Source organism: Streptococcus porcinus (assembly GCF_901542335.1).
In the GTDB taxonomy this organism is placed as follows: Bacteria; Bacillota; Bacilli; order Lactobacillales; family Streptococcaceae; genus Streptococcus; species Streptococcus porcinus_A.
Genome location: NZ_LR594036.1, coordinates 1,752,237 through 1,771,099, shown reverse-complemented (window position 1 = coordinate 1,771,099; position 18,863 = coordinate 1,752,237). Strand labels below are relative to the sequence as shown.

The 18,863-nt window shown below is 36.1% G+C and carries 18 protein-coding genes; all 18 read left to right on the top strand.

Annotated features, from left to right (window positions below; translation table 11 throughout):
* The first annotated feature begins 17 nt into the window (after positions 1 to 17).
* The 18 genes from FGK96_RS08540 (at position 18) to nadE (ending at position 18,771) form a co-directional block, all read left to right on the top strand.
* On the top strand, positions 18 to 269 hold the full coding sequence (locus tag FGK96_RS08540; protein ID WP_138083071.1) for a bacteriocin immunity protein: 252 nt from the start codon (positions 18 to 20) through the stop codon (positions 267 to 269).
* Between the two features lie 24 nt (positions 270 to 293).
* Positions 294 to 1,031 (top strand): ABC transporter ATP-binding protein, encoded by a 738-nt coding sequence (locus FGK96_RS08535; protein ID WP_138083069.1) that lies wholly within the window; start codon positions 294 to 296, stop codon positions 1,029 to 1,031.
* On the top strand, positions 1,032 to 2,672 hold the full coding sequence (locus tag FGK96_RS08530; protein ID WP_138083067.1) for an ABC transporter permease: 1,641 nt from the start codon (positions 1,032 to 1,034) through the stop codon (positions 2,670 to 2,672). It begins immediately after the preceding gene.
* 59 nt (positions 2,673 to 2,731) lie between these two features.
* Entirely contained in the window at positions 2,732 to 3,559 is an 828-nt protein-coding gene (gene proB, locus FGK96_RS08525) for a glutamate 5-kinase (protein ID WP_138083065.1), read from the top strand.
* The gene (locus tag FGK96_RS08520) at positions 3,546 to 4,796 is read left to right on the top strand and encodes a glutamate-5-semialdehyde dehydrogenase (protein WP_138083063.1); all 1,251 of its coding nucleotides are present in this window, start codon (positions 3,546 to 3,548) and stop codon (positions 4,794 to 4,796) included. Before proB ends, FGK96_RS08520 begins: the two co-directional genes overlap by 14 nt.
* An 81-nt stretch (positions 4,797 to 4,877) precedes the next feature.
* Positions 4,878 to 5,828, top strand: a complete 951-nt coding sequence (gene rsmH, locus FGK96_RS08515; RefSeq protein WP_172601620.1) for a 16S rRNA (cytosine(1402)-N(4))-methyltransferase RsmH — start codon at positions 4,878 to 4,880, stop codon at positions 5,826 to 5,828.
* A gap of 4 nt (positions 5,829 to 5,832) precedes the next feature.
* Complete coding sequence (ftsL, locus tag FGK96_RS08510; RefSeq protein WP_138083059.1) at positions 5,833 to 6,156, top strand: cell division protein FtsL; 324 nt, start codon at positions 5,833 to 5,835, stop codon at positions 6,154 to 6,156.
* 3 nt (positions 6,157 to 6,159) lie between these two features.
* Positions 6,160 to 8,412, top strand: coding sequence for a penicillin-binding protein PBP2X (gene pbp2X / locus FGK96_RS08505; RefSeq protein ID WP_138083057.1), 2,253 nt, complete (start codon positions 6,160 to 6,162; stop codon positions 8,410 to 8,412).
* Position 8,413: 1 nt separating this feature from the next.
* On the top strand, positions 8,414 to 9,421 hold the full coding sequence (mraY, locus tag FGK96_RS08500; RefSeq protein ID WP_138083055.1) for a phospho-N-acetylmuramoyl-pentapeptide-transferase: 1,008 nt from the start codon (positions 8,414 to 8,416) through the stop codon (positions 9,419 to 9,421).
* A gap of 81 nt (positions 9,422 to 9,502) precedes the next feature.
* Positions 9,503 to 10,846 (top strand): DEAD/DEAH box helicase, encoded by a 1,344-nt coding sequence (locus FGK96_RS08495; RefSeq protein WP_138083053.1) that lies wholly within the window; start codon positions 9,503 to 9,505, stop codon positions 10,844 to 10,846.
* 190 nt (positions 10,847 to 11,036) lie between these two features.
* Positions 11,037 to 11,867, top strand: coding sequence for a transporter substrate-binding domain-containing protein (locus tag FGK96_RS08490; RefSeq protein ID WP_138083525.1), 831 nt, complete (start codon positions 11,037 to 11,039; stop codon positions 11,865 to 11,867).
* 129 nt (positions 11,868 to 11,996) lie between these two features.
* On the top strand, positions 11,997 to 12,800 hold the full coding sequence (locus FGK96_RS08485; protein WP_172601619.1) for an amino acid ABC transporter permease: 804 nt from the start codon (positions 11,997 to 11,999) through the stop codon (positions 12,798 to 12,800).
* Positions 12,800 to 13,543: an amino acid ABC transporter ATP-binding protein gene (locus tag FGK96_RS08480; protein ID WP_138083051.1), complete on the top strand. Its 744-nt coding sequence runs from the start codon at positions 12,800 to 12,802 to the stop codon at positions 13,541 to 13,543. Before FGK96_RS08485 ends, FGK96_RS08480 begins: the two co-directional genes overlap by 1 nt.
* A 101-nt stretch (positions 13,544 to 13,644) precedes the next feature.
* A complete protein-coding gene (locus FGK96_RS08475) occupies positions 13,645 to 13,869 on the top strand; it encodes a DUF4059 family protein (RefSeq protein WP_003084533.1) in 225 nt (74 codons plus the stop codon).
* A 61-nt stretch (positions 13,870 to 13,930) separates the two neighbouring features.
* Positions 13,931 to 14,845, top strand: coding sequence for a thioredoxin-disulfide reductase (gene trxB / locus FGK96_RS08470; protein ID WP_093958954.1), 915 nt, complete (start codon positions 13,931 to 13,933; stop codon positions 14,843 to 14,845).
* Between the two features lie 125 nt (positions 14,846 to 14,970).
* A complete protein-coding gene (locus tag FGK96_RS08465) occupies positions 14,971 to 16,353 on the top strand; it encodes an amino acid permease (RefSeq protein WP_093958953.1) in 1,383 nt (460 codons plus the stop codon).
* Positions 16,354 to 16,490: 137 nt separating this feature from the next.
* On the top strand, positions 16,491 to 17,963 hold the full coding sequence (locus tag FGK96_RS08460) for a nicotinate phosphoribosyltransferase (RefSeq protein ID WP_138083049.1): 1,473 nt from the start codon (positions 16,491 to 16,493) through the stop codon (positions 17,961 to 17,963).
* Complete coding sequence (gene nadE / locus FGK96_RS08455; RefSeq protein ID WP_138083047.1) at positions 17,947 to 18,771, top strand: ammonia-dependent NAD(+) synthetase; 825 nt, start codon at positions 17,947 to 17,949, stop codon at positions 18,769 to 18,771. Before FGK96_RS08460 ends, nadE begins: the two co-directional genes overlap by 17 nt.
* Positions 18,772 to 18,863 lie beyond the last annotated feature (92 nt).

Sequence of the window (18,863 nt, the reverse complement as noted above, 5' to 3'; positions counted from 1 at the left end):
GTACAAAAGGGGATAGGATGGAAAAACGTTGTCAAGAATTGTATGATCAAATAAGAAGGGCTTATGATTATCCTGAAAATAGGGAAAATAGTGAGTTGGCGCAGTGTCTTTTGACAGCATCAAATCAATTAATTAAAAATCAAAATCCTATATTAATAGCTAGAGAATTAAACAATCAGATGGATACTTATTTTATTCAAGATAACAAGCATTTGCCTCGATCTTTATATACACTGAAGGATGCTTTAAAAAATTTTATTGAGTTGTAATTATAACACTAACAAGGAGTTATTATGATTGAATTTAAACATATTTCTAAACTATACGGAGAAAAAGAGGCATTAAGTGATTTAAACTTAACTGTTGAAGACGGTGAAATATTTGGTCTTATTGGCCATAATGGAGCTGGAAAAACAACGACTATTAGTATTTTAACTTCCATCATTGAGGCAAGTTATGGAGAACTCTTGGTTGACGGTCAAGAGATAGCTGCTAATCGAGATCTAATCAAGAAGAAAATCGGTTATGTTCCAGACTCACCGGATTTATTTTTAAATCTAACCGCAAGAGAATATTGGCATTTCTTGGCGAAAATCTATGATGTTAGCGATGATGACTATAATCACCGAGTAAAAGAACTCAGCCACCTTTTTGATATGCAAGATGAATTGGATAACACCGTTGGTAGTTTTTCGCACGGAATGCGCCAAAAAGCAATTGTTATTGGAGCTTTGATTTCAAATCCAGCTATTTGGATTCTAGATGAGCCCCTGACTGGATTGGATCCTCAAGTTTCCTTTGATTTGAAAAAAATGATGCGAGACCATGCTAATTCAGGTAACATTGTCTTGTTTTCTACCCATGTTCTTTCTGTAGCGGAGCAATTATGCGATCGCATTGGCATTTTAAAACATGGAAAATTAATTTTTGTAGGAACTATTGATCAGCTAAAAGAAAATTACCCCGAAAAAGATTTGGAAACAATCTACTTAGAGTTAGCAGGACGACACTCAATGGAAGAGGTGATTTAAATGAATTGGACAACAGTTTGGGAATTGGTGAAAATCAATATTCTTTACTCCAATCCCCAAGCCTTAACGGCTTTAAAGAAAAAGCAGGCCAAAAAACCTAAGGCTAATTTTAGCGCCTATAAGTCCATGCTAAAAAATCAAATCATGATGTCTATATTGTTTCTATTTATATATGTATTCATGTTTGTAGGAGTAGATTTTAGTCGTTATCCAGGATATTTCTCTTTTTATATCGCTTTATTTTTTGTAATGTCAACCATAACGGCATTTACAGCACTCTACACCATTTTTTATGAGAGTAATGATGTTAAATTATATGTCCACCTTCCTATTAGAGCGAGTGAGCTTTATCTAGCGAAGATTTTTTCATCAGTAGGGATGGGTTCTCTCTTCTTGATGCCCTTACTTTCTCTTTATATCATTGCTTATTGGCAAATGAAAACCCTTATTGTGGCCATTCCAATGGCTATTATTATGTTTCTAATTACCTTTTTTAGTTCTAATGTGATTGCTATTTACCTTAATTCATGGATTGGAAAGATAATTGTCAGATCTCCAAGACGTAAGTTAATTTCAACTCTCCTTTTATTTCTGTCTAGTATTGGAGCGGTTGGTCTGATATTTTTCTTAAACGCTACTAATAATAATAAAGTGATGCAAGGAGCACAACTAGTCGACCGGGCGCTCGTTCCTTATTTTAGAGGATTTTATGATGTAATGGTGCAACCTTTTGGGATAAATGCACTCATTCATTTCTGGTTGCCTCTCGCCCTTCTCCTTTTAATGGCTTATGGTATTGTAACAGGAATCATGCCTAAGTATTATCAAGAGGCACTCTATACTGGTGAACGTAGAAAACAAGCTAAGGTTGATAAAAAAGGAAAAACGAAAGTAGTTTCTCAAGCAAAATCCCTAAAAAGCTTAATGATTAAACATCATTTATCAACTTTGCAAGACTCTAACTTATTGATTCAAACTTATTTGATGCCTTTAATTTTTGTCATCAGTTTTATGGCACCAATTATGAACATGAAAAATAGTTTAGCAGACTTTTTAGGGTATGAATATTTCGGTGTTTCCTTTTTGATAGGGGGAATTGTCGCAGCAATGGCGACCACTTCAAGCACATTTATTGGTGTCGGTCTATCCTTAGAAAGAGATAATTTTACTTATATAAAGAGTCTACCAATCCCTCTCAAAGCTTTTGTAAGAGAAAAATTTTATTTCCTACTGTTATTACAAATTAGTGTCCCTGTGGTTTTATATATTATTATTGGTGCACTATTAGGTTTACACTATCTAATCATCCTAACAATGATTTTGGGACTCATTCTGGTTTCCTTTATCCAAGGGCAATATATGTATATGAGGGATATCAAATATCTTACCTTGGACTGGCAAAACTTGACACAACTCTTTACAAGAGGCGGTAGTCAGTGGTTGACAGCTTCCTTAATATTTGGCTCCTTAATAGTAGGTTCAGGCTTAGTTGTCTTGGTTATTTTCTTGTCTTTTGTCACAAAGGAAGCTTTATTAATAAATAGTCTCGTATTTTTTGTACTAATCATTTTAGTAGCAATTGGTCAATTTATTCTTAAAAAACGTTTATGGGATAGAATAGAGTCACTCCTTGCTTCTTAAAATCCACCATATGATAAATGAACAGCCCTACTAGGCTGTTTTTATGCTATAATTTTCTCATGATGAAAAGAAATTTCGAAACTGTTAAACGCATTGTTATAAAAATCGGAACTAGCTCACTTGTACAAATAGATGGAAAAATTAACCTTGAGAAGATTGATCAATTGGCATTTGTTATTGCTAGTCTCATGAATAAAGGAAAAGAAGTTATCTTGGTATCTTCAGGAGCTATGGGCTTTGGACTTGATATATTAAAGATGGGAAAGCGTCCTAGTGAACTAGCTAAACAACAAGCAGTCTCAAGTGTGGGACAAGTAGCTATGATGAGTCTTTACTCTCAAATTTTTTCTCATTATCAAAAAAATGTTTCTCAAATTCTATTGACACGTGATGTTGTTATTTTTCCAGAGAGCCTTTTGAATGTTACTAATGCATTTGAGAGCCTTTTAAAATTTGGTATCCTACCAATTGTTAATGAAAATGATGCTGTCAGTGTTGATGAAATGGACCATGCTACTAAGTTTGGAGATAATGACAGACTCTCAGCTGTGGTAGCTAAGATAACGAAAGCAGACTTATTGATAATGTTATCAGATATTGACGGTTTATTTGATAAGAATCCAACAATCTATGAAGATGCTAAACTCCGTCATTTGGTTACTGAAATTACGGAGGAAATTATTTTATCAGCAGGCGGAGCAGGCAGTAAATTTGGAACTGGTGGTATGTTAAGCAAGATTCAATCTGCTCAAATGATCTTCGAAAACAATAGCCAAATGGTTTTGATGAATGGAAAAAATCCGCGAGACATATTACGCTTACTTGATGGTAAAGAAATTGGTACCTGGTTTGTAAAAGAAGAGAGAAAAGAGAATGAACTTAATTAATCGACTTGGTTATCAAGCCAAGAAAGCAAGTTTTGACCTACTTAGTTTATCAACACTTGAGAAAAATAATTTTTTATTGCAATTAGCTAATGATCTGCTTAGTAATAGTGATTTTATTCTGCAGGAAAATCAGAAAGATGTGAATCAAGCAAAAAATCATGATATTTCAGAGATAATGTTAGATCGTTTGTTACTAACTAAAGAACGAATCAGAGCAATTGTTGAAGGCATAAAAAAAGTAGCAGATTTGGAAGATCCTATTGGTCAAGTTATTAAAGGTTATACTAATTTAGACGGATTAAAAATTGTCCAAAAGAGAGTTCCCTTAGGCGTTATTGCAATGATTTTTGAAAGTCGTCCCAATGTTACTATTGATGCTTTTAGTCTCGCCTTCAAAACGAATAATGCTATCATTCTTAGAGGGGGTAAAGATGCTTTAAATACCAACAAAGCTTTAGTAAAGGTTGTCAGGTCAAGCTTGAAAAATTCCGGAATTGTTGAAGATGCTATTCAGTTACTTGAAGATCCTTCACATGCTTTAGCAGAAGAGTTAATGGCTGCAACTGATTATATAGATGTCTTAATTCCTCGAGGTGGCGCTAGGCTCATTCAGACAGTTAAGGAAAAAGCTAAGGTGCCGGTTATCGAGACTGGCATAGGGAATGTTCATATTTATATCGATGAGACAGCTGACCTTGATATGGCTATCCGAATTGTGATTAATGCTAAGACACAACGACCAAGTGTCTGTAATGCTGCTGAAAGTTTGGTTATTCATGAGGCAGTCGCGGAGCGCCTCATTCCCCAGTTAGAAGAAGCTATTTCTACAGTACATCCTGTTGCTTTTCGAACAGATTCACTAGCTCTTAATTTCTTTAAAGAGGCTACCTTAGCTAGTCAAGAAGATTATGGAATGGAATACTTGGACTATATTATGTCCGTAAAAATTGTGTCCTCACTTGATCAAGCCATCTCTTGGATTAACACATATAGTAGTCATCATTCTGAAGCCATTATTACACAAAATATAGCAGCAGCTGAAAGGTTTCAAGAACAGGTTGATGCAGCAGCAGTATATGTCAATGCCTCAACGCGTTTCACAGATGGTTTTGTATTTGGCTTAGGCGCAGAAATTGGGATTTCAACTCAGAAGATTCATGCAAGAGGACCAATGGGGTTAGAAGCCCTAACAAGTAGCAAATTTTATATTAATGGTAATGGGCAAATTCGCTATTAAGGAGGAAGTTCCGGTCTAGGTAATGGCTGGACGTCTTCCTTTTTGTTTTCTTAATATTCAAAATGTGTTAAAATTAAAAGTATGACAAAAGAATTTCATCATATTACTGTTCTTCTCCACGAAACAGTTGATATGCTCCAAGTAAAACCAGATGGCATTTATGTTGATGCTACACTAGGCGGCGCAGGGCATTCTGCATATCTTCTATCACAACTAAATGAACATGGGCATCTGTATTGTTTTGACCAAGATCAAAAAGCAATTGATAATGCCCAGATTTTTTTAGCACCTTTTATCGAAAAAGGGATGGTAACCTTTATCAAGGATAACTTTCGCCACTTAAAGTCTCAAATGCAGGCTCATGGAGTAAATTCTATTGATGGTATTCTTTATGATCTCGGCGTTTCAAGTCCTCAACTTGATGAAAGAGAACGAGGTTTTTCTTATCGTCAAGATGCACCCCTAGATATGCGAATGGATTCAGATGCCTCCTTAACAGCCTATCATGTGGTCAATGATTATAGTTTTAATGATCTTGTTCGTATCTTTTTTAGGTATGGTGAAGATCGATTCTCAAAACAGGTCGCTCGTAAAATTGAGCAAGATCGGGCTATAAAACCTATTGAAACAACAACAGAGTTAGCAGAATTAATCAAATCTGCAAAGCCAGCCAAAGAATTAAAGAAAAAAGGTCACCCCGCGAAGCAAATTTTCCAAGCAATTCGAATTGAAGTTAATGACGAATTAGGAGCTGCAGAAGAATCTCTACAACAAGCCATGGATTTGTTAGCCTTAGAGGGGCATATTTCAGTAATTACTTTCCATTCTTTGGAAGATCGTCTAACCAAGCAATTATTTAAAGAGGCAAGTGTTGTTGACGTTCCAAAAGGACTTCCGTTTATTCCTGAGGAAATGCAACCTAAATTTGAACTTGTCTCTCGAAAACCAATTTTGCCTAGTAAAGAAGAGCTGGCTGAAAACAATCGTGCTCATTCAGCTAAATTACGCGTAGCCAGAAAAATTCGGATGTAAAAGTATGAACAATGAAAAAAGAAGACAAGCAGTCAGAACTGCCTTACAAAGACAGATAAGAACTTTCTCCAGAATAGAGAAAGCTTTTTATAGTGCCATGATTGTTACGGCTATTACAATGGCTGTCAGCATTATTTATCTTCAGAGTCGCAGACTACAATTACAGCAAGACATTTCTAGTTTAAACAGCCAAATTAGTGATAAGCGGACTGATCTTAATAATGCTAAGCAAGAAGTTAATGAACTGTCACGTCGGGATCGTATTGTTGATATTGCTAAAAAAGCTGGTCTCTCCAATCGCAACGATAATATTAAGAAAGTTGAGTAATCTATGAAAAAATTTCAAGAATTCTTTTTAGATTATGTCATTCGAGGACGAAAATCACCAGTTAAAAATCGAGAACATGTCGGCCAAAATATGATGATTCTGAGTATTTTTTTATTTTTCGTCTTTATCATTAATTTCGTTATAATTATCGGGACGGACCATAAATTTGGTGTGAATTTAAGTCAAGGAGCTAAAGAAGTATACCAAGAAACTGTAACTGTTCAGGCCAAGCGAGGGACGATTTATGATCGTAATGGTGTTGCTATTGCTGTCGACTCAACAACTTATAGCATTTATGCAGTCCTTGATAAATCATTTGTATCGGCTACAGGGGAAAAACTTTATGTTCAGCCCTCTCAATTTGACACAGTTGCTGATATTTTAAATAAAGAATTAGGCATGAAGAAAAAGAGTGTTATCAGTCAACTGAAACAAAAAGGTCTATTTCAAGTGTCATTTGGGACATCGGGGTCTGGAATTTCATTTAGCAAAATGACAACAATCCGAAAAGCAATGGAAAAAGCTGGCATTAAAGGTGTAGCCTTTTCAACGAGCCCTGGTCGCATGTATCCAAATGGAACATTTGCATCGGAGTTAATTGGTTTGGCCGCTTTAACTGAAAATAAAGATGGCAGCAAGAGCTTAGTCGGCAAAACTGGACTTGAAGCATCTTTAAATAAAATTTTATCAGGTAAAGACGGTACTATTATCTATGAGAAAGATAAAAATGGGAATACCCTTTTAGGTACTGGTAAGACAGTTAAAAAAGCAGTAGACGGAAAAGATGTTTATACAACGTTATCTGAACCTATTCAAACGTTCCTTGAAACAAAGATGGATGTTTTTCAAAATGAAACAAAAGGAGTTTTGGCAAGTGCAACCTTAGTAAATGCTAAAACTGGTGAGATTCTTGCCACTTCTCAAAGACCATCTTATAATGCTGATACCCTTGAAGGCTTAAACAATAAAAAATACAACTGGAAGAGTGCCCTCTATCAAAATAACTTTGAACCAGGATCAACCATGAAGGTGATGACTCTAGCTGCAGCTATTGACGAGGGTGTGTTTAAACCTAATGACGTTTATAGTAATGCTAACGGGCTAAAAATTGCAGATGCCACTATTCAAGACTGGTCCATTAACGAAGGAATCTCAACGGGTCAGTACATGACCTATGCTCAAGGTTTTGCGTATTCCAGTAACGTTGGTATGACAAAACTAGAACAGAAAATGGGAAATAAAACCTGGCTTGATTATTTAACTAAATTTAAATTTGGTTTTCCAACGCGATTTGGAATTGGTGATGAAGAAGCTGGTATTTTTCCATCAGATAATATCGTTACACAAGCAATGAGTGCCTTTGGACAAGGTATCAGTGTTACACAAATTCAAATGCTACGAGCATTTTCAGCCATTGCAAATAATGGTGCCATGTTGGAGCCACAATTCATTAATCAGATTTATGATCCAAATACTGGGACATATAGAACTGCCGAGAAAGAAGTTGTTGGCAAGCCTGTTTCTAAAAAAGCTGCTAGTGAAACAAGAGACTACATGGTGAACGTTGGTACAGATCCTGTTTTTGGAACACTTTACTCTGCGTCAACAGGACCAATTGTAAAAGTTGGCAATATGTCGGTTGCTGTTAAATCAGGAACTGCTCAGATTGCAAAAGATGATGGCAGTGGTTATATCGAAGGTGGCAAAACGAACTATGTCTTCTCAGTGGTAGCTATGGTGCCATCTGACAATCCGGATTTTATTATGTATGTAACCATCCAACAACCAGAACATTGGAGTGGTATGTTCTGGGCAGATGTTATTAATCCAGTGCTTGAAGAAGCTTATTTAATGAAAGATACTCTCGTAAAACCAAGTCCTGAATCAGATAGTAAAACAACTGCTTATAAGCTACCTAATTTTATCGGTGAAAAGCCTGGTAACACTTCAGATGAACTTCGCCGTAACCTAGTTCAGCCAATTGTCCTTGGAAATGGTGATAAGATTGTTAAAATGTCTAAGGCTAAAGAAACCAATCTGACCAATAATCAGCAAATTTTGCTTTTGACCAATAATTTTGAGACACTCCCTGATATGTATGGTTGGACAAAAGAAAATGTTGAAAAATTTGCAAAATGGACAGGTATTGAGGTACAATATAAAGGTTCGAAAAAAGGACGAGTGGTTAGTCAAAGTGTTGATGTAGGAAAATCACTCAAGAAAATTAAGAAAATTGATATTAAACTAGGAGATTAACATGTTTTTAACAATTACAGCAGGAATAATATCATTGATATTAACTGCTCTCACCATGCCATTTTTTATAAAATTCTATCAAAAGAAAAAAATTGGTGGGCAACAAATGCATGAAGATGTTAAACAACATTTAGCTAAAGCGGGTACCCCTACTATGGGGGGAACAGTGTTTCTTCTAGTAGCGAGTTTATTGTCTCTAGTTTTTAGCTTCTTTCTTTTTAAAGAGTGGATGCATCTAGGATTGATTTCAGGTATTTTAGCTGTTATTTTAATCTATGGTTTCATAGGGTTTCTGGACGATTTTTTGAAGATTTTTAAGCAAATTAATGAAGGTTTGACTGCTAAACAAAAAATGGCACTCCAAATCATTGGTGGTTTAATCTTTTACTTTCTTCATGTGGCACCAAGTGGCATTGATTCAATCAATGTTTTAGGATATCATATTCATTTAGGGATTGTTTACTTACTTTTTGTCTTATTTTGGATTGTTGGTTTTTCCAATGCTGTCAATTTAACTGACGGAATCGATGGCCTGGCGTCGATTTCTGTAGTTATAAGTTTAGCGACTTATGGGATTATTGCTTTTGTTCAAGAACAATTTGATGTGCTTCTATTAATTGTTATCATGATTGGTGCCTTGTTTGGCTTCTTTATCTATAATCATAAGCCTGCCAAGGTTTTCATGGGTGATGTTGGGAGTCTTGCTCTAGGTGCGATGCTAGCAACAATTTCAATTGCTTTACGCCAAGAATGGACTTTACTTATTATTGGAATTGTTTATGTTTTTGAAACAAGCTCTGTCATATTGCAAGTGTCATATTTTAAATACACGAAAAAAAAATATGGAGAGGGCCGTCGAATCTTTAGAATGACACCCTTTCATCACCATCTTGAATTAGGTGGCTTAACAGGAAAAGGAGAGCACTGGTCTGAATGGAAAGTAGACGCTTTTTTATGGCTTATTGGCCTTTTAGCTAGTCTCCTTGTCCTAATAATTCTATATCTATAAAAGTCATGATGCAGTGCCTTGCACTGCATTTTGCTTGTCTAGAATAATCATGTTATAATATGAGGGGAAAAAGGGGTAACTATGTCATTTAAAGATTATAATTTTAAACATTACATTCAGAAAGCACTTGAGGAAATTAACTTCAGAGAGCCGACTGAAGTGCAAAAAAAACTCATACCGGTTGTTAATTCTGGCAGAGATTTGGTCGGTGAATCGAAAACCGGGTCTGGAAAAACTCACACATTCTTGTTGCCAATTTTTGAAAAGTTAGATGAAAATAGCAGAGATGTTCAAGTTCTCATTACAGCTCCAAGTCGAGAATTAGCAACTCAGATATTTGAAGCTGCAAAACAGATTGCTAGTCATAGCCAAAAAGAAATTCGTCTAGTTAATTATGTTGGTGGAACGGACAAGTTACGTCAAATTGAAAAGTTAAAGGGAGCGCAACCTCACATTGTTGTTGGAACGCCAGGCCGTATTTATGATTTGGTTAAATCTGGTGATTTAGCTATTCATAAGGCAAGCACCTTTGTAGTTGATGAAGCAGATATGACCATGGATATGGGCTTTTTGGATACTGTTGATAAGATTGCATCATCTCTACCTAAGGAAGTTCAAATCCTAGTTTTTTCGGCAACTATTCCACAAAAATTACAACCATTCTTAAAAAAATATTTAAGGAATCCCTTAATTGAACAGATCAGGACAGAGACTGTCATCGCTGATAACATTGATAACTGGCTAGTTTCAACTAAAGGCCGAGATAGAAATGGTCATATTTTAGAAATTTTAAAAAATATACAACCATATTTAGCAATGATTTTTGTTAACACAAAAGAAAGAGCAGACGATCTGCATAGTTTTTTAGTTGCTAATGGTTTAAAAGTTGCTAAGATTCATGGTGGTGTTCCCCCACGAGAACGTAAGCGTATCATGAATCAAGTTAAAAAATTAGATTTTGAATACATTGTTGCAACTGATTTAGCTGCGCGTGGTATTGATATTGAAGGTGTTAGTCATGTTATTAATGATGCTATCCCACAAGACTTGTCTTTCTTTGTGCATCGTGTGGGTAGGACCGGACGCAATGGCCTTTCAGGAACAGCGATTACCTTATATCAACCAGGTGATGATTCAGACATTCGAGAATTAGAAAAATTGGGTATCAGTTTTATCCCTAAAATGCTAAAAAATGGTGAATTTAGAGATACATATGAACGTGATCGTCGTTATAATCGTGAAAAATCCTATCAAAAACTAGATACCGAAATGATTGGTCTTGTTAAAAAGAAGAAGAAAAAAGTTAAACCTGGCTATAAGAAAAAAATCCAATGGGTTGTGGACGAGAAACGTCGTAAAGAACGCCGAGCTGAGGGTAAAGCACGTGGTCGTGCAGAGCGTAAAGCTAAGAAACAAAGTTTTTAATTAAAAAATACCAGGTTTGTATGCACTGCACTCCAAAAGTTAGACAAAAAATCTAACATTTGGAGTGCAGTACATTTGTACTGGTATTTTTTGCTATATAAAATTCCTAATGCCTTGATAGGATATTACTATTTTTCAAATGGAAAGACTTTTGTTAGACTAAATGTATAATAAATGGGGAGATAAAATGATGGGAAAGAAAAACAGTTCATTTGTAAGCTTATTCCTTCTTATTAGTCTAGTCTTTATGGCTTTAGGGATAGCGACTGAGGTTTCGGCAAAAGATAAAGAGGTCATTACTGTTGCGACAGATGCTGCTACCAAGCCTTTTACTTATAAAGATGGGAAAAACTTGACAGGTTATGATATTCAAGTCTTGAAAGCTATTTTTAAGAATTCTAAGCAGTATGACTTAAAATTTGAGACAGTCGCTTTTCCTTCGATTTTATCAGGAATTGATGCAGGTCGCTACCAGATCGCAGCAAATGATTATGGTTACAGTGCAGAAAGAGCAGAAAAATATCTCTTTTCAAAAGCTATTTCCAAATCCAACTACGCTTTGGCAACTAAAGGTAATAAAGGCTACAAACAACTGGCAGACTTATCTGGTAAGAAAACACAAGGAATGTCGGGGGCCAACTACATGCAGGTTTTAGAAAAATGGAACAAAAAGCATCCGAAGAAAAAGCCAATTGAAATCACTTATGCCTCAGGATCGACACCATTTACACAAAGACTCCAGATGCTTGAAAGTGGTCAGCTAGATTTCTTGTTCTATGATGCTATTTCTTTAAAAACAGCTATTAAGGAACAAGGATATGATCTCAAAATCACTAAACTGACAGAAAAAGTTGGAGATGAAAAAGACGGTTTAGAATATTTTATTTTTTCTGATGATGCTAAGGGAAAAGAATTGCAGAGCTATGTCAATAAAGGATTAGGAAAACTAAAAAAATCGGGACAGTTGAAGCAATTGAGTCAAAAATTCTTTGAAGGTAACTTTGTTTCTTCATTAAAGTAATATTTCAATAATAATCAAAAGTCTATTACAGAGTGATAGACTTTCTCTATTGCCATAATTAAGACTTTCTATTTTACAGTGCTTACCTAGCGTGCTAAACTTAGAAGATATCGATAGGAAAAAGGGGAAATGATGGTAGTCATCGTAGCAAGTAGTTGGTCGTGGTTTGACCAGTTAATCAAATATATTCCAGAAGGCAAACTTTTTAGTTGGCGAGCTGTTTTTGATGCTTTGCCAGATATTATTGAACGTTTACCTTTGACGATAGGATTGACAGTAGCTGGGGCAATATTTGGACTTTTATTAGCCTTACTTTTTGCTTTGGTTAAAATTAATCGAACAAAAGTTTTATATCCTGTCCAAGCTATATTTGTTAGTTTCTTAAGAGGAACACCTATTCTCGTTCAATTGATGTTAACTTATTATGGGATTCCGCTCTTTTTAAAATTCCTTAATGTAAGGTATGGCTTGCATTGGAACATTAATGCTATTCCAGCCTCTATATTTGCTATTACAGCATTTGCCTTCAATGAGGCAGCTTACGCTAGTGAAACAATTCGTGCTGCGATTCAATCTGTAGACAATGGTGAAATTGAGGCTGCACGAAGCTTAGGTATGACTCCAGTGCAGGTTTATAAACGCGTCATTATTCCAAATGCAGCAGTTGTAGCAACACCAACATTGATAAATGGTCTGATAGGATTGACTAAAGGTACTTCTCTAGCTTTCAATGCTGGTATTGTTGAAATGTTTGCTCAGGCTCAAATTTTGGGTGGTGCAGATTACCGCTATTTTGAAAGATATATTTCGGTTGCTCTAGTCTACTGGTTTATCAGTTTTCTTATTGAACAGCTAGGTAGTTTAATTGAGAAATCAATGACAATTACAGCACCAATTAGAGTGCCAGAGAAAGAAATGGGGGACTTACGCTAATGATAAAAATAAGCCATTTAAGTAAATATTTTTCTGGTCAAAAAGTTTTAGATGATTTAAACTTGGACATTGAGAAAGGGCAAGTTATCGCTCTTGTAGGGGCATCTGGTGCTGGGAAATCAACTTTTTTGCGGAGTATGAATTATTTAGAAAAACCAGATAAGGGAATAATTCAGATAGACGATTTTAAGGTTAATTTTGAAACCATCACCAAAGAGGAAGTGCTTATTCTTCGACGTAAGTTAGCCATGGTTTTCCAACAGTTTAATCTTTTTGAGCGCCGCACAGCTTTAGAAAATGTCAAGGAGGGTCTGGTTGTTGTCAAAAAACTCTCAGATAAAGAAGCGATAGCTATAGCCAAGGAAGAACTGAAAAAAGTGGGTTTAGCTGATCGTGAGAATCATTATCCAAGACATTTATCAGGTGGTCAAAAGCAACGGGTCGCTATAGCAAGAGCACTAGCCATGAAGCCGGATGTATTATTATTGGATGAACCTACTTCAGCCTTGGATCCAGAGTTGGTAGGAGAGGTTGAGAAGTCAATTGCTCAGGCAGCTAGGTCGGGACAAACCATGGTGTTAGTCAGCCACGATATGGATTTTGTGTCACAAGTAGCAGACAAGGTTCTCTTTTTAGATAATGGTAAGATTTTAGAATCTGGACATCCCAAAGAATTATTCAAGCATCCTAAAGAAGCTAGAACTAAAGAATTTTTCAACAAATTCTCCAAATCCTATATTTAAATTTAGACTTTTGTTATAATAGAAAGGTCCAGGGATAATCTGGGCTTTTCTTGTGCAAATGATACATTAGAAAAATTGATAGATATGAAATGGATAATGTGATGTTATTAGAATTGTTTAGTCTTTATTTGCAAGGTTTAGTGATTGCCTTGGTCCTAGTGTTAGTGATCTGTTTACTATGGATTTTGCTGCGAGCCCGATCTAGAAAAGATAAAACTGCTGTTGAGAGACAGGCTTTTCTTTATGATATTTTAATGATAGCAATACTCTTAGTACCTATCTTGTCATTTGCAGTTATGAGTATCTTACTGGTCTTAAAATCGTAATAATTGCCAAAATAGGGACTGCTTGTTAATATGTTACTAGGAATAAACAAAGGAGAAAAAGATGTACGATACACTCATTATTGGATCAGGCCCTGCTGGTATGACAGCAGCCTTATATGCAGCTAGAAGTAACCTGAAAGTTGGAATTATTGAACAGGGTGCTCCGGGCGGCCAAATGAATAATACATCTGAAATTGAAAATTACCCTGGCTACGATAATATTTCTGGACCAGAATTATCCATGAAAATGTTTGAACCCTTAGAAAAATTTGATGTTGAACACATTTACGGTATTGTTCAGAAGGTAGAAGATATGGGTGACTTCAAACGTGTTAGTACTGAGGATACTCAGTTTGATGCTAAATCTATTATTTTAGCAACGGGAGCTAAGTATCGTCTTTTAAATGTTAAGGGAGAAGAAGCCTTTACCAGTCGGGGAGTGTCTTATTGTGCAGTTTGTGATGGAGCTTTTTTCCGAAATCAAGACTTGTTAGTTGTTGGTGGAGGGGATTCTGCTGTTGAGGAAGCTATTTATTTAACTCAATTTGCTAAGAGTGTGACCGTTGTTCATCGACGTGATCAACTAAGAGCACAAAAGATTCTTCAAGAACGTGCGTTTGCTAATGAAAAAATTTCATTTATTTGGGACTCTGTTGTTGAGGAGATTCAGGGCGATAATATTAAGGTTTCAAATGTTTTAATAAAGAATCTAAAAACAAATGAGATAAGTAATCATGCTTTTGGTGGGGTTTTCATTTATGTCGGAATGCTACCTGTAACAAGTATGGTTGAAGGACTTGGTATTTGTGATCAGGAAGGTTGGGTAGTGACGGATGATCACATGAGGACAAGTTTATCTGGTATTTTTGCAATCGGTGATGTGCGACAAAAGGATCTCCGTCAGATAACTACTGCTGTCGGTGAGGGTGCAATAGCAGGGCAAGGTGTTTACCATTATTTAGAAAGTTTGAAATAATCTCATGAAAAACTGGTCGAAGAAGAAGATCAGTTTTTTCTTTCATCTAGTTATAGATAGACAATGTTGTAAATATTCTGAAAATAGGGTATAATAATTATATTTTTTAAAGAATGGAGTGTATGATGTCACAACTGTCAAAAGAAGACAAAGAAGTTAAAAATGGAATGGTCAGAGGATTACAAAATCGCCACGTTCAATTGATTGCCATTGCTGGGACGATTGGTACTGGTTTATTTATGGGGTCAGGTCGTGCCATTTCATTAACAGGACCCTCAATTGTTCTCGTTTACCTGATAACAGGCGCCTTCATGTTTATGATGATGAGGGCAATCGGAGAGATGCTCTACTATGATCCTGATCAACATACCTTTATTAATTTTATCACTAAATATATTGGACCCGGCTGGGGTTATTTTTCGGGGCTTTCATATTGGCTTTCGTTAATCTTTATTGGGATGGCTGATATTACAGCCTTAGGTTCCTATGTTCAATATTGGTTTCCGAATTGGCATTCTTGGTTAATCCAATTAGTGGCCTTGGCTATTTTGGCCTCAGTCAATTTGATAGCTGTTAAAATCTTTGGTGAGACAGAATTTTGGTTTGCAATGATTAAAATTGTAGCTATCATTGCCTTAATTGCAACGGCTGGATTTATGATTGCTACCGGTTTCCAAACACCACATGGTCAAGCTAGTTTTACCAATATTACTAACCATTTTTCTTTCTTTCCTCGTGGAACATTGAAATTCTTTATGGGATTCCAAATGGTTTTCTTTGCTTATCAGGCTATTGAATTTGTTGGTGTTACAACTTCTGAAACGGAGAACCCTCGAAAAGTCTTGCCAAAAGCTATTCAAGAAATTCCTGTAAGAATTATTATTTTTTATGTTGGTTCCTTGATCTCAATCATGGCTATCCTACCCTGGAAAGATTTACCAGTCGACAAGTCACCTTTTGTTATGGTATTTCAGCTGGTAGGCATTAAGTGGGCAGCTGCATTAATTAATTTTGTGGTTCTAACATCATCTGCATCTGCATTGAATTCAGTATTATACTCATCTGGTCGACACTTATATCAGTTGGCTTGTGAAAATGCTAATCCATTTACCGATGCATTAAAGTTTAATCGTCTTTCAAGACAGGGTGTCCCTAGCCGTGCAATCATTGGTTCCGCAGCAGTTGTTGGTATCTCTGCGATTATTAGTGTATTACCAGGAATATCTGACGCTTTTGCTTTGATTGCTGCTTCATCATCTGGTGTTTACATTGCCATTTATGCTTTGACAATGATTGCTCACTGGAAATATCGTCAGTCTTCAGATTTTATGCCTGATGGTTTCTTAATGCCAATGTATAAAGTAGCTACACCAATTACCTTAGCTTTCTTTGCCTGTGTATTTGTTTCCTTGTTCCTTCAAGAATCAACTTTCATTGGGGCGGTGGGAGCAAGCATTTGGATTATTTTCTTTGGGTTCTACTGTAATTTTAAATTCAAAACAAAATAAGTAAGTGGCTTACCTTTTAAAGTGAGACGCTCTCTGAGAGACAGTATTTGCTGTCTCTTTTTCTTCCAGTTTCTAGATAAATAAACAACATCAAAAGTGTGTTATAATATTAACAACAATTTAAAAAGGATAACAACATGTATAAAGATGACAGTTTAATATTACATACGGATTTATATCAACTCAATATGATGCAGGTCTATTTTGATCAAGGCATTCACAATAAAAAAGCCGTTTTTGAAGTTTATTTCCGAAAGAACCCTTTTGAGAATGGTTATGCTATTTTTGCAGGTTTACAAAGGCTAGTTGAGTATCTTGAAAGTTTAGCCTTTTCAAAAAGCGATTTAGCATACCTTTCTGAGTTAGGGTATAATGGAGAATTTCTTGATTACTTAAAGAACCTGAAATTAGAACTAACGGTCCGTTCTGCTAAGGAAGGTGATTTGGTTTTTGCCAATGAACCCATTGTTCAGGTAGAAGGACCTCTAGGTCAGTGTCAGCTCGTGGAAACGGCTTTACTAAATATTATAAATTTTCAAACTCTTATTGCTACCAAAGCAGCTCGTATTCGTTCTGTTATTGAAGATGAGCCGTTATTAGAATTTGGAACTCGTCGTGCTCAAGAATTAGATGCTGCCTTTTGGGGGACTCGTGCAGCTGTTATAGGCGGAGCCAACGCGACTAGTAATGTCAGAGCGGGAAAAGTGTTTGGCATCCCCGTTTCCGGAACACATGCGCATGCTTTAGTGCAAGCTTATGGTAATGATTATGATGCTTTTAAAGCTTACGCAAAGACGCATAAAGACTGTGTATTTCTTGTCGATACCTATGATACTCTTAAGATAGGTGTCCCAAATGCAATTAGAGTAGCTAAAGAATTGGGCGACTCTATAAATTTTCTTGGTGTTCGTTTAGATTCGGGGGACTTGGCTTATCTGTCGAAAAAGGTCCGTCAGCAACTAGATGAAGCGGGATTTCCAGATGCAAAGATTTATGCATCAAACGACTTGGATGAAAATACTATTCTAAATTTAAAAATGCAGAAGGCAAAAATTGATGTTTGGGGTGTCGGTACTAAATTGATTACGGCATATGATCAGCCAGCCTTGGGTGCAGTTTATAAGATGGTTTCGATTGAGAACGATGCTGGTCAAATGGAAGACACTATCAAATTATCTAATAATGCAGAAAAAGTATCAACTCCGGGTAAAAAACAGGTATGGCGAATAACTAGTTTAGAAAAAGGTAAATCTGAAGGAGACTATATTACCTTCACAGATGTTGATGTTAATAAGTTAGACCACATTGAAATGTTCCATCCAACCTACACCTATATTAAGAAGACAGTCAAAAATTTTGAGGCAGTCCCTTTGTTAGTTGATATTTTTGATCAGGGTAAACTTGTCTATGATTTGCCGGATCTCCAAACAATTCAGGCTTATGCTCGCCAAGAATTTGACAAATTATGGGATGAGTATAAACGTGTTTTGAATCCACAAGATTACCCAGTTGATTTAGCTAAAGATGTATGGGAAAATAAGATGGCTGTTATCTCAAAAATTAGGCAAGAGACCTTGAAGGAAGGAGAATCTCATGACCTTGCAAAATGATATTATCAGTGAATTGGGCGTGAAACCAGATATTGATGCCAAAGAAGAAATTCGTCGCTCTATTGATTTTCTAAAAGCCTATCTTACTAAGCATAGCTTTTTAAAAACATTAGTATTGGGTATTTCCGGGGGGCAAGATTCTACTTTAGCTGGTCGTTTGGCACAGATGGCAATTGAGGAGTTACGAGTGGAGACTGGACGAAATGACTATCAGTTCATTGCTATCAGACTTCCCTATGGTATTCAAGCAGATGAAGCTGATGCTCAAAAGGCTCTGGCTTTTATCAGACCAGATAAAACCTTGACCATAAATATTAAAGAAGCTGTGGACGGTCAAGTTTCAGCTTTAGAAGCTGCAGGTGTAGAAATTTCAGACTTTAATAAAGGGAATATCAAAGCTCGACAGCGCATGGTTAGCCAATATGCGGTGGCAGGCCAACTGAATGGAGCAGTTGTTGGTACGGATCATGCTGCTGAAAATATTACGGGATTTTTTACAAAATTTGGTGATGGTGGGGCAGATATTTTACCACTATTCAGGCTTAATAAAAGGCAAGGAAAGGCCTTGTTAAAAGAATTAGGGGCAAGTGCTAGTCTTTATGAAAAGATTCCAACAGCTGACCTAGAAGAAAACAAACCAGGAATTGCAGATGAAGTGGCTCTGGGTGTAACTTATAAGGATATTGATGATTATTTAGAAGGTAAAGAAATATCAAATCAAGCGAAGGAGAAAATTGAAATTTGGTGGTACAAGGGCCTTCATAAACGTCATCTCCCAATTACTGTCTTTGATGACTTTTGGAAATAATTAACCTCTATTTTTAGACTTGGACACAGTTTAGTAAGATAATAAAAACAAAAAAGTTAGGTCAGCCTAACTTTTTTGTTGAAGAAAATAAA